Genomic DNA, 12,904 nt, shown 5'->3' on the forward strand with positions numbered 1-12,904 from the left:
CAACAGCAAGCAATAAGCGACCAATATAAATTAATAAACAGGTTAATCTTGTTGTTGTAATGCCCACATATTTGCATATTCACCGCCCAAGGCCAGTAACTCATTATGTTTGCCTTGTTCAACAATTTGGCCTGATTTAAGCACAATGATAGAGTGTGCATCGGTAATGGTTGATAAGCGATGCGCAATTACAATACTGGTGTGCTCGCTGGCTACCTCATGCATGGCCTTTAATATTGCTTGTTCGGCCTGAGAGTCGAGTGCCGATGTGGCCTCGTCAAATATTAAAATAGGGGATTGTTTTAAAATTGCGCGTGCAATTGCAATGCGCTGTTTTTCGCCACCGGATACTTTTAAACCGCGTTCGCCAACTCGCGTTTTATCGCCATCAGCCAACGTGTTAATAAAACCTTTTAGATGGGCCATTTCAATTGCTTTATCAATATCGTTGTCGCTTGCAGAAGGGCGGCCATAGGCAATATTTTCACGAATTGTTGTATTAAATAAAACGGTATCTTGCGGAACGATAGCAATGGCTTTACGAAGGCTATCAAGCGTAACAGAGCTAATTGCTTGGTTATCAATGGTAATACTGCCCGAAGTTACATCGTAAAAACGATAGAGCAGGCGCGCTAATGAACTTTTGCCGGCACCACTTGCGCCCACAATCGCCACTTTACTACCCGCTTTAACCTTAAAGCTAATATCATCAAGAATAGGGCGGTTTGCATTGTAGCTAAAACTGACGTTATTAAAGGCAATTTCCCCCTTTTTTACATTAAGGGTATTTGCCTGTGGAGCATTAGTTACCTGTGGCTTTTTATTAAGTAAGCCCAGCATATTTTCTAAGTCGGTAAGGGCGCGACGTATTTCACGGTACACAAACCCCAAAAAGTTAAGTGGTAAAAATAGTTGGATCATATACGCGTTTATCATTACTAATTCACCAATGCTAAGTGATCCTGTTACTACCTCACTTGAGCCTAACCACATTAAAGCGGTAATGGCACTGGCAATAATTAACGCTTGCCCAGAGTTTAGCGCTAAAAGAGACATTCTATTTTTTAATCGCGCAGTTTCCCAGTTTGCTAAAAAGGAGTCGTATGTGTTGGCTTCAAACTCTTCGTTGTTAAAGTACTTTACAGTCTCGTAGTTTAGGAGGCTGTCAATTGCGCGCGTATTACTGAGGTTGTCAGCCGCGTTTGATTCACGAATAAAACGGTTACGCCACTGAGTGACCGTGACAGTAAAAAATATATACACACCTACAGCAAGAAGTGTAATTAAAGCAAACCAGACAGAAAATAGCGTCCCAAAAATAATCGCGACGGTGAGTATTTCAAAAAGGGTGGGTACAATGTTAAACATTAAAAAGCGCATTAAAAAGCTGAGCCCACTGGTGCCACGTTCTATGTCACGGCTTATACCGCCAGTTTGTCTGTCTAGGTGAAAGGCAAGCTCTAGGCTATGTAAATGTTTAAATACTTTTAAGCCAATATTGCGCATGGCATGTTCTGTTACACGCGAGAACACCGCATCGCGTACCTCGCCTAAAAACACGCTAGCGAAACGCAAGCTGCCGTACATAAGTAACAATAAAGCGGGAACAACCAATATTGGGTTTATTGACTTATCAACCGAGTCGATAATTTCTTTAAGTGCCCAAGGCATTAAAAGAGTGGCGCCTTTGGCACCAATAAGCGCTAAAAGCGCAATAAAAACACGCCCTTTAAATTTTGTAATGTAAGGCCACAATGTTTTAACGCTTTGTTTTAAATTCATGGCGTCTGCACGTTTTTCAACGTTTTGTCTGGAGCGCATTATTTTTCTCGATTAAATACTTAATTATTAAGCATTGTATTTTAAATAGTTGCCCTAATATACTAGGCATCCTTTATTTTAGTTTGATTTAAGTATGTTTAAATTTCGTGTTTTTATAACTGCTTTTTTGCTACTAGCTGCACTTTTTAGTGTGCAGAGCAATGCTGTGCAAGTAACACAAAATTTTAATCCCGCTGTCAATTCACAGGTTTTATTTACAGACACTATTGATATAACTAAAACAAAGCCTACTAAAAAGTCTGCAGGCGTATCTGCGCATAAAAAAACACAACACACCGATTTTGACTCACATCAGCCAAGGCTTGCAGCAAGTAATGCGTCACTTTTTTTGCACAGCGTACAAAGTGAACCAGAATACGATGTTATTTTTGAGTTTTTTGCGCAGCACCTTGTAAGGCAAATATTTTTACGCCCCCAAGCTGTAAATGCTATTCAGCCTTGGTATACGCTTGTAACGCATAGCAAAAAGTCGCGACTCAGCGGCTGGAAAGACGCCAACTTACTCTACAAAGCAGTAACTACCTACCACGCTTAATTTTCTTATTTAATTTTTATTAGGTTTTAACGTTTTACGTTTAAGCCTTGAGATTAATTGTACTTTTAAAAAGCACGTTGCCAGTAATTTACTAGCAATAAGGAAAAAACATGTTAAGTGTAAAAAAAGATCAAAAGTCATTTATGGCTAAATTTAAATTAAGCTATATAGCCATGCTTATTGTGTTGGTTTTATTAGCCATTAGCGCACTGCCTAACTTATATCCTAATAAATCGTGGTTGCATGTAAGCAACGCGCCACATAGTGAAACACAAGCAGTGCAAAGCACTAAAGCATTAGTTACTTTTTTAAATAACCAAGGATTAGAAGTAGAGCAAGGGCTTGATAAGCAATCAACTATAAATATTTTATTAAACGAGCCAACTAAAAGCGCACAAGCGCAAGCGGCTATAAAGGCGCAGTATCCAAACACGCAAGTTAAAATTGTAGAGCATGCAACAAGCCCAATTTGGCTGCAAGAATTTGGTTTATCACCAATAAAGCTTGGCCTTGATTTAAATGGCGGTGTGTTATTTGTACTCGACGTAGATTTAGATAAAGCTATTGATGAGCAATTAGTGAGTGCGTATCAGCAAGCTAAGTCAATTATTGTTAAGCAAAAAGCGCACGGTCTTAAAGCGCAGCAAACTGAGCATGGTTTTGAAATCAACGCACTGCCTAACGCGGTGCAAAAACTTACCCCAGTGATTGATGAGCTTCAAAGTCGCTTTGCTAATTTAGCGGTTACAACAACCAATAATGGCAATGTTAAAAACGCCAAGTTTAGCTACTCAGAGCAAGGGCGCAGCGACTTTGATAAAGAAGTAATGAACCAAACACTCACCACGCTTCGCTCACGCATAGAAGAATTAGGTATTACCGAAGCCGTAACACAGCGCCAAGGCAAACAGCGTATCCGTATTGAGCTGCCTGGTGTGCAAGACCCAACCGAGGCAAAGCGCATTATAGGCGCCACTGCATCTCTTGGGTTTTATCAGTTAAAAGAAGTGGGTGGCCAAACATTTAATATGCAGTCGGGCGGAACAGTTAATCTTGACCCTATGCCAATTTTTACAGGCGATCACATTAATAATGCAAACATTGGCCGCGACGACTGGGGTAAGCCACTGGTTCAACTAAGTTTAGATGGGCAAGGTGGCGATGCTATGTCGGCGTTTTCAAAAGCCAATATTGGTAAGCCTATGGCCACGGTTTACTCTGAGTACTCTCAAAACGCAAGCGGTGAAACCGTTAAAAAAAGCGAAGTTATAAACGTGGCTAATATTGCGCAGCATTTAAGTTCACGTTTTAGCATTACCAATATGAAAAGCCAGCAAGCAGCGGCCGATTTAGCCTTGTTATTGCGCGCCGGCTCACTAACCGCGCCGGTTACTATTGTGCACGAGCAAACAATTGGCCCAAGCCTAGGTCAAGAAAATATAACTAACGGCTTGGCCGCATTAATGCTTGGTATGGGTATTACACTTGCCTTTATGGCGCTGTGGTATCGCCGCTTAGGGCTTATTGCAAACGTAGCGCTGTTATTAAATTTAACGTCGCTTTTGGGGCTCATGTCTTTATTACCGGGGGTTGTATTAACCCTGCCGGGTATTGCCGGGCTTGTGCTCACTATTGGTATGGCGGTCGATACCAACGTTATTATATTTGAGCGAATTAAAGAAGAGCGCCGAAAAGGGCGTACGCCATACCAAGCAATTCAAGAAGGGTATAAACAGGCGGCCAATACAATATTTGATGCCAATATAACCACTATGATCACCGCGCTTATTTTATACGGCATAGGTTACGGGCCAGTTAAAGGCTTTGCCATAACATTGGCACTTGGATTAATTACTTCAGTATTTACTGGCGTGTACGTATCAAAAGTACTAAGCCAAACGTTATATTTAAAATTGGCTAAAAAAGCAGGAGTAAATGCACATGCTTAACACTTTTTTAAAGGGTGAGGCGGGCACGCGTCTGCGTTTTTCAGGCATGCTTTTGAGCGCCATACTTGTACTGCTATCGGTATTTACGCTTAGCCAAAAAGGGCTTAATTTTGGCCTTGACTTTACCGGTGGCTACCTAACGGAATTTACCACCAGTCAAGGTTTTGATCTAAAAGAGCTTCAATCGTTTATTACTAAAAATCACAATGGCGAGTTTGAGCTAACCGCGCAAGGTAATAGCCATTTTCAACTACGCGAAGCGCCTAGCGATTCAACAGCAAATAGTAACGATTGGCAATCTGCCATTACACAAAACGCAGATATAAACGCTGAGGTTTTATCATCGGCGTATATTGGCTCACAAGTGGGTGATGAATTATTTGATCAAGGTTGTTTAGCGCTATTTTCAGCTATGGTTGCAGTAATGCTTTATTTAGCGGTGCGGTTTGAATGGCGTTTAGCTGTAGGCTCTGTGGTTGCGCTAGTGCATGATTTACTACTCGTACTGGGGCTATTTTCGCTATTACAACTTGAGTTTAATTTAACCGTACTTGCCAGTTTACTCGCCATTATAGGTTACTCACTTAACGACTCAATAATAGTAGGTGATAGAGTACGCGAGCTTTTACGTATTAAATCTAATAATGCACTTAGCCCTGCAAGTATTATAAATAGCGCGATTAAAAGCACTTTAACACGCACACTTATTACATCGGGTACCACGCTTGCAACGGTTGCCAGCGTTTGGTTACTCGCAGGTGCACCATTACAAGGCTTTGCCATTGCATTATTCACAGGCATTGTAGTGGGAACGTTTTCGTCTATTTGTATAGCGGCAACCTTGCCTGAGCTTTTAGGGTTAAGTGCTAAAAACTACGAAGAAAATTTAGATGTAAAAACCCAAGCATTAATGGATATGCCATAAATGCGAGTCTTAATAATTAAGTAAACATATCGGCGCTTAAAATAATGGTTTTAAGCGCCTTATAACGTTAAAATTAACCACATAGTTTAAAGTATTGGTTATTAGCGCCTTTAATGAATAAATCCCACGTAATAGAACACCTTAAATTTGCACTCGAAGCCCAATTAAACAGCGCAAAACAAGCAGCCAAAGCCGCGCACGACGCCGCAACTCACCAAGAAAGCGTGGCAGAAACACAATACGACACCCTCGGGCTCGAAGCCGCTTATTTAGCACAAGGCCAAGCCGAGCGCGTAAACGATTGCTACAAAAGCATTAAACAGTTTGAAGCCATTTTTAAAGAGCCTACTCATAATAAAGTGATTATAAGCTCACTCGTTTGTTTAGAAGATGAAAACTCCGCACAAAAATGGTTTTATTTAGGCCCATCCGCAGGCGGTTTAACGGTTGAAGTAAAAGGGATAACTATTCAAGTTGTTACACCCGAAGCCCCACTGGGTAAACAACTTTTAGGCAAACAGCTTGATGATGAAGTAAGCCTAACTATTGCAGGCAAAAACCATGAATATGAGGTAGTAGAAATTTTATAAAACATTGGTTTTATATGTAGGTCGGATAAGCGAAGCGCTATCCAACAAAGCCAATTTTGTCTCATAACATTATTAAAAGCAGTTTAGGTGTATTTTACCAACAGAGATTTTATAACACACGTAATTTATTGTTTACATTAGAGTTGTTTGGTGGAATTATTGAGCGATGAAATATTCGCGGTTTGGGTGTTATAAATCACCAAAATGGTTTTCAATATTTAGTGACCCTTCGCAAGTATAATAAATTACAAAAGGAAATATTAGTGTATATATCTGTAGAACAATCAAACGGACTGGATTCGATCATTAAGTGCACAGAAGTCTCTTTTCGTAGCTTTATTTCGGAAGTACTTATTCAAAAATATAATTCTCATGATGATTTTAAAACAGCACTTCAGGCTATTTCAATTTCAGAAGATCTTATTTATTCAAGGAAAATCACCGCGAAATTAAGATCTTTTATAACGAGGTCAAATGATATCTACGGTCTTTTACAGCAATGTAATAATTCAATGTTGAATTGTGAATACAACAATGATGTTCCATATGTTTCGGAAATAATAGAACTACTTTTGATCTTCTTTAACTCGAACTTTCTAGAGAAAGATATTTCTAATTCATTTAGTTCAATTGAAGAGTTTCATTATTGTTGCACCTTATATCATAAAATTAGAAACAACTTATCTCACCCTGCTTCTAGACCGGTATCAGAATTGGAGGCTAACAAAACACTTTATTTTATCGGAAATATCATCGCTGATTTAGATAATAGGTATTTTTGGTATTATCCAAAAGAAAAGTTGGTAAATGATATAATTAAATATAATCAGTTGAATCTTAATGATTATTTATTAGTAGATAATTTGAATTATGCAACATCTCATCATAACACCCTGTTGTGTAGGGAAGATGTGATTGAGAATCTTTACAGTACGTTGTTAGGTAATAATACTAGACAACGATTGGCTGGTTCAGTTGTGTTATATGGCTATGGCGGTGTTGGAAAAACAGCTATAACTACAGAATTTTTGTATCGTGTTTTACGTGATAAAAAAGATGGTAAATTTCCTGATACTCGCTATCTTCTATTTTATTCAAGTAAAGATGAGTATTTAAGAGATAATAAAACTACAGGAGAGTTATATTTAGACTCAGCAAAGCCTGAGTTTACAACTCTTGAAGAATTACAACTTCTAATATGTAAATCCCTAGGCTTTTCTAGCATTACTGAGCTGGTTGATTACGATCAGAGCGGTATTGTAGCGATTGATAATATTGAAAATATTGAAGAGTCCGAAAAATTAAAGATATTGGATTTTATTAAATCTGTTCCAAGGACTGTGCAGTTTATTCTAACATCTAGAAATGAAGAGCAGTGCGAAGAAAAAATACATATTAGAGAGTTCAAACAAGATGAAATAGGCTTCAATTTTATTGAAGAAATTATTGAATCGGAGGGATTTAATATTGCTCTGAACCATAATCAAATAAAGCAAGTATTAAAAGTATCTAAAGGTAATGCATTAATTATTCTTCAAGCTTTAAATATTATTGATCAGAATGTTTCAACTTTTGATGAATTAACTTCCTCCTTAGATAGTATGAGATCTAAGAATGCTGAAATGATTGCAAGTTTTATGTACAAAAACACATTTGACACGGCTTTACAATACCTTTCTGAACAAGACCTTCCTGTCAATAACGTTATGCAAATTATATCATTGTATGACGAAAAAATTGAACTTTACTCCGTTAGTAAACTCGCAAAAATAGATATTTCAGATGCAGAAAAAATCTGTAATTATTTATTAGAAAGATTAGTTTTAGTCAAAAAAGGTGAGTATTACGAACTAAATGAATTTGCAAAGCGCTTTGTATTCATCAAGCTTTTACCAGATAGGTTTATACAGAGCAACATTAAAGACAAAATTAAAACACATAAAACACGGATGAAAGAAAAACTCTCTGAGCTCAATGATATTCAGGAAAAAAACGCTGTACTTCATCATAATGTTACAGTTTGGCAGCCTAGAAACTATATTGATAAAATTGTTATTGCTGAACTTTTTTCATTGTATGGTGAAGCCATTGTTTGTGTAGGCAATAGAGATTTGAGCGGATATGAAAAATATTTAAAGGACTTTGAAGAGCACGCATTTATTACTAATCATCCTTATTTGCCTCTACAAAAAGCTAGGCTTTTAATTGAGGGCATTAGAAAGTTTTATCGAGGTGATAAAAAAAAGCTACGACAAGTCGAGCATCTATATGAAGAGGCTATTGAGTCAATTGAATATGACTATCGCTACATGATTGGAACTATTGCTCATCAATCCCTTTTGATGATGTTTGGTATATTCCTTAGTCAACAATTAAAAGATTATAGCCGAGCTATCAGATATTTAGAGCTCTCAAAAAAGTATCTTAGTAATAAAACAGATAAAAGTTGGTTTACGACATGCAACTACCTTTCAATAGCATATGAGAATAAATATATTGAAACTAACGATAAAGTTTATAGTGACCAATTAAGAAAAATTATAAAAGAAGTTCATGAGAGTAATTCACCTCTAGATATATCCCGTTTTAAAAATAAATTTAAATCGTGGTATAAGGGTAGATAAAGGTATAAGCCGCTTAAACGGAAAAATTACAGTTGACTGCACTCATGCCTCGTACACTTTATTCAAACTGTATTTTACCGTTTAGCTGGTATTGAGGCTACAGAATTACTCATTTTTAAGAAAAAAAGCCTGTTTTATGCGTTCCAAATGGCATTTCCAACGCTTTAAAAACGCTTAGAGTTAATTAGAGGAGTTCGTTTTTTAATTTAACTCTTGGAGTTATTCTATGGTCTCGTTAGGTTACTATATGGAACATCGAACATTTAAAGTTTGTGATAATAGTGAGTGTGGAAACTTCGATTCCTTTCCTCCAGCTCAAATTGTTTGCTCAGAATGCGGGCGTAACCTTACTTCTCAGCAAGAAGTTGAAGGGCGAAATTCCGTCACGATTTGGATTATGGGCAACCGCTTCAAGGTCTTCTTTACTCTGCTTCTTATACCTATTTTGATTGTGCTTACGTTGAATCTAATGAAAATGCTACCAGTGAAATTTTCTCTGGGAATCTTAACCTTGCATATTTTCGCTCAAATTAGCATGACCGCTAGGCTATATCCTCTTTTTGTAAAAAAGAACTACGAGTACAAGACAGATTCTAAAGGTCACATTTTTTTAGCTTGTTTGTTTGCGCCAGTTATTGTGTTTGTCACCCTAGTTTGCATAAACATAATTAATTAGACACTCACCTAAACTTTGAAATTAAGATAGGTGTCAGCCTAAATAAATAGTTTGAGCGGAGCAATTTTCGCTACGCTTCAAATGCTCGCTGAGCTGGGCAAGAGTAAACAAGGAAGCATTATGATTCATAGATTTTTATCAATATTCGCAGTACTCTTTTTATTATCAGCTTGTACGACAGGAAAGCTTTATTACACGAAGACTTCTGGCGAACGTGTTTTAGGGTGTGATGTGGAGTTTGTTGGTTTACCAAGCGTGGATAAGTTCGCGGTTGAATATGCACTTAGCCTCTGCGCGAAAAGCTCTGTGAAAAAAGGGTATTCCATAGATAAAGAAAAGGAATACCTACTTACTCTAGAGCTTCAAATTCCAGAGTCAAAATGCGGTGAATCATGGAACCATAAGTTGGTAAAAGAACATTATAGAGCTGGCAAATTGTCAAAGAAGGAATATGGCTATATTGTTGCTAACATAGACTTGGGTTTAGCGGCTGTTAACAAATGCTCGCCAATAACTAAATAAACTCAATCACTTCGATCTTTTGGGTGAGACATGCAGGATGGCTTCGCCATTTATCCGACATACCCAGCTAGTTAGCTTTTTTCACAAACTTCGCTGTTACCATCATTTCGCCAATCCCATCTACTTTACAATCTAGCTCGTGATCTTTTTTATCAAGCACACGCCTTACGACCGCTTTGGTGCCAATTTTAATAACTTGTGAGCTGCCTTTTATTTTTAAATCTTTGGCTACGGTGACTTTATCGCCATCATTAAGTTGGGTGCCGTTGGCATCTTTAACTAAAATTGCGTCTTCATCGCTTGTACTATTTGGGTTCCATTCATAGGCACATTCAGGGCAAATAAGTAGTTGCTGGTCTTCGTAAACATATTCAGATTGGCACTGTGGGCAGGCTGGGTGTGACATTTTTAACGCTCATAAAATAGTAATTTTGCGTATTTTAATCTGCATTAATTGGAAAATATAGTTAATCAATATTTTTTATCTTTACGCTAAAAATATCTCGTTTGTGTGGTTTTTAAAAAGGGCATATAAAGCAGATGTCGCCTAAGCAATTTAGGCGCTAACACTTACAGTAGGTATTTGTTAAAGCACCCATCGGATTAAGTGATACGCGCAATGCACACTTAGTACGATGGGTGTTTCTATTTATAGTGCGATAATTTAAAGATCGCACGCATTTACATTTGGCTTACTACCGATTGGTATAACTAGGAAAAGTCGTGTTTAAAACCTTAATAGTGGTTGATAACAACGAGCAAACACTTGCTCAATCTTTCGAAAATGTAATTACGTTTAATAGTTACTTACGTGATTACCCAAAACATAATGAACCTAAAACTCGCATTATTAATTTATGCGACTCAAGCCAATACTTGAGTAAGGGTTACTATTGCTCATTACTTGCAGAGGCCCGCAAACACCAAGTCTTACCCAGTGTAAAAACAATAAACGCGCTTCGAGGCGGCCACGCACCTATGTTAAATGTGGGTCAAATTGATGGCGCAGTATATTTTGGTAATGCCTTAAACGAATTACAAAGTAAAGCGGCTAAATCGGTATTTAAACAATACCCAGCGCCTATTTTATTTGTCGATGAGCAAGGTTTGTTACAGCAAGGTTCGCTTAGCTCTTTAAACGAGGAGCAATACAGCAATTTTGTAGCTAAATTAAATATGTTTACCCAAACTCAATGGCGCATTGGCAATGTGCAGCGCCGTTTTAGATGGAATATGGCAATACTGGTTGATCATAACGAAAAAGTACCACCGAGTGATAAAGACGCTATAGCCCGTTTTATAAAAGCAGCGGCTAAACATGGTATTAATGCGCAAGCACTCAGTTTTGATGAAATTGACAACATTGCCCAGTTTGATGCGTTATTTATTCGCCAAACTACAGCGATTGACCATCCAACGTATCGCCTTGCAAGCAAAGCGCAAAGCATAGGTTTAGTGGTAATTGACGATGCTGAATCTATTTTACGTTGTTGTAATAAAGTGTATTTACACGATGCGTTTAATTACCAAAAAGTGCCCAGTTTAAAAACGGTTGTAGTGGCTGATCAATCAGCGCAAACGCTTGAGCAATTAGAAGAGGCGTTTACCTATCCGCTGGTTTTAAAAATGCCTGAAGGGTCGTTCTCAAAAGGTGTATTTAAAGTTGCAAACCGCAGTGAGCTTGAAGCTAAATTAACCGAGCTGTTTGAATATAGCGCATTGGTACTTGCACAAGAATACATGTACACAGAATACGATTGGCGAGTAGGTGTATTAAATGGCCGCGCTATATATGCGTGTCGCTACTTAATGGCGCGTAATCATTGGCAAATTTATAATCACGACGCTAAACGGTTTTTCTCGGGTGGTTTTGAAACGCTTCCTACCTTTGAGTTACCAAAAGCCGTATTAGATGCCGCTTTAAAAGCATGTAAAACAGTGGGTAAAGGATTATATGGCGTAGATGTTAAAGAGCATCAGGGCCGCGCTTATGTGCTTGAAGTAAATGACAATCCAAGTATTGATCACAAAGTAGAAGATGGCTATTTAGGTGACGAGCTATACATGATTATTATGGACGAATTTAAACAACGTTTAGAAGCCCGAGGCCGTGGATAATAACATGAGTAACCTTGTTATTCGAAAGGCACTTAACAGTGATTTAAACGCACTGATTGACGTTGAAAACGCCTGCTTTAATAACGATAAATTGAGCCCGCGTAGCTTAAAGCGCTGGTTAAGTGCTAAGCACGGTATTTTGCTAATTGCAGAAAATGGCGAGCAAGTATGCGGCTATGGGCTTGTGTGGTGCCATAAAGGCACACGTTTAGCGCGTTTATATTCGCTAGCTGTAAAACCCACAATGCAAGGTAAAGGCATTGCCAAAATGCTATTAGCTGCGCTTGAAAAGCAAACCAGCGAGCGTGGACGAATTTACTTACGATTAGAGGTGGCCGTAAATAACGACAGTGCAATTGGGCTTTATAAAAGTCTGGGTTACAGAGTATTTGGCCAATACAGCGATTATTATCACGATCATAGTGATGCACTGCGAATGCAAAAAAATATTCGCAAAACGAGTGAGCTAAAAGTAGCGCGATTAACGCCATGGTATCAGCAAACTACCGAGTTTACCTGTGGGCCTGCGGCGTTATTAATGGCAATGGGGGCACTAAAGCCAACAACCGAGCTTAGCCAATCACACGAGCTGGCACTGTGGCGCGAAGGCACAACCATTTTTATGACCTCGGGGCATGGTGGTTGCCATCCGTTTGGTCTAGCACTTGCCGCTAACAAACGCGGCTTTAAAAGCGAGGTAATGGTTAATACCACAGAGCCTTTGTTTTTAGATGGCGTACGCAATGAGAACAAAAAAGTGGTACTAGCTACTGTTCATGAACAATTTGTTGATGGCATTGCACAGGCAAATATACCGCTGATGCACAAAGACGTTGAGCTTGAGCATATTGAACAGTGGTTAAGCCAAGGCTTTAGCGTACTGTTATTGATTAGCACATATAGTTTTGACGGTAAAAAATCACCGCATTGGGTGTGCGTTACCCACCTTGATGAGCACTGCGTGTATGTTCACGACCCATTTTGCGAGCCAGGAAGCGACAAACAACTCGCAATAGATTGCCAGTACGTGCCTATAGCGCGCAGTGATTTTAGTAAAATGTCAGCATTTGGTGGCCAACGGCTAAGAACCGCAGTGGCCATTGCTAATAATTAATAGGTATTA

11 protein-coding genes are annotated in these 12,904 nt (G+C 38.5%); 9 read left to right on the plus strand and 2 right to left on the minus strand.

The window, feature by feature from the left end; genetic code table 11:
- Window positions 1-42: 42 nt before the first annotated feature.
- Window positions 43-1,821 (minus strand): ABCB family ABC transporter ATP-binding protein/permease, encoded by a 1,779-nt coding sequence (locus tag ATS76_RS09050; protein ID WP_058551866.1) that lies wholly within the window; start codon window positions 1,819-1,821, stop codon window positions 43-45.
- A 94-nt stretch (window positions 1,822-1,915) separates the two neighbouring features.
- Between ATS76_RS09050 and ATS76_RS09055 the strand changes: the two genes are divergently transcribed.
- The 7 genes from ATS76_RS09055 to ATS76_RS09085 all read left to right on the plus strand — a co-directional run bounded on the left by ATS76_RS09055 (window position 1,916) and on the right by ATS76_RS09085 (window position 9,663).
- Window positions 1,916-2,377 (plus strand): hypothetical protein, encoded by a 462-nt coding sequence (locus ATS76_RS09055; RefSeq protein WP_058551867.1) that lies wholly within the window; start codon window positions 1,916-1,918, stop codon window positions 2,375-2,377.
- Between the two features lie 110 nt (window positions 2,378-2,487).
- Window positions 2,488-4,326 (plus strand): protein translocase subunit SecD, encoded by a 1,839-nt coding sequence (gene secD / locus ATS76_RS09060; RefSeq protein ID WP_058551868.1) that lies wholly within the window; start codon window positions 2,488-2,490, stop codon window positions 4,324-4,326.
- Entirely contained in the window at window positions 4,319-5,251 is a 933-nt protein-coding gene (gene secF, locus ATS76_RS09065; RefSeq protein WP_058552013.1) for a protein translocase subunit SecF, read from the plus strand. The genes secD and secF overlap by 8 nt, the downstream gene beginning before the upstream one ends.
- Before the next feature lie 113 nt (window positions 5,252-5,364).
- The gene (locus tag ATS76_RS09070) at window positions 5,365-5,841 is read left to right on the plus strand and encodes a GreA/GreB family elongation factor (protein WP_058551869.1); all 477 of its coding nucleotides are present in this window, start codon (window positions 5,365-5,367) and stop codon (window positions 5,839-5,841) included.
- 263 nt (window positions 5,842-6,104) lie between these two features.
- Window positions 6,105-8,465: an ATP-binding protein gene (locus ATS76_RS09075; RefSeq protein WP_058551870.1), complete on the plus strand. Its 2,361-nt coding sequence runs from the start codon at window positions 6,105-6,107 to the stop codon at window positions 8,463-8,465.
- A 247-nt stretch (window positions 8,466-8,712) separates the two neighbouring features.
- Window positions 8,713-9,141, plus strand: coding sequence for a hypothetical protein (locus tag ATS76_RS09080; protein WP_058551871.1), 429 nt, complete (start codon window positions 8,713-8,715; stop codon window positions 9,139-9,141).
- Between the two features lie 120 nt (window positions 9,142-9,261).
- On the plus strand, window positions 9,262-9,663 hold the full coding sequence (locus ATS76_RS09085; protein WP_058552014.1) for a hypothetical protein: 402 nt from the start codon (window positions 9,262-9,264) through the stop codon (window positions 9,661-9,663).
- Window positions 9,664-9,730: 67 nt separating this feature from the next.
- On the opposite strand, the gene ATS76_RS09090 is transcribed toward ATS76_RS09085, so the two are convergent.
- Window positions 9,731-10,069: a zinc ribbon domain-containing protein YjdM gene (locus ATS76_RS09090; RefSeq protein ID WP_058551872.1), complete on the minus strand. Its 339-nt coding sequence runs from the start codon at window positions 10,067-10,069 to the stop codon at window positions 9,731-9,733.
- A 317-nt stretch (window positions 10,070-10,386) separates the two neighbouring features.
- Between ATS76_RS09090 and ATS76_RS09095 the strand changes: the two genes are divergently transcribed.
- Window positions 10,387-11,781 carry a RimK family protein gene (locus tag ATS76_RS09095; RefSeq protein WP_058551873.1) on the plus strand — a complete coding sequence of 465 codons (1,395 nt, stop codon included), beginning with the start codon at window positions 10,387-10,389 and terminating at the stop codon, window positions 11,779-11,781.
- 4 nt (window positions 11,782-11,785) lie between these two features.
- Window positions 11,786-12,895, plus strand: coding sequence for a GNAT family N-acetyltransferase/peptidase C39 family protein (locus ATS76_RS09100; RefSeq protein WP_058552015.1), 1,110 nt, complete (start codon window positions 11,786-11,788; stop codon window positions 12,893-12,895).
- The last annotated feature ends 9 nt before the right edge of the window (window positions 12,896-12,904 follow it).

The organism is Pseudoalteromonas sp. 10-33 (genome assembly GCF_001469195.1).
Classification (GTDB): domain Bacteria; phylum Pseudomonadota; class Gammaproteobacteria; order Enterobacterales; family Alteromonadaceae; genus Pseudoalteromonas.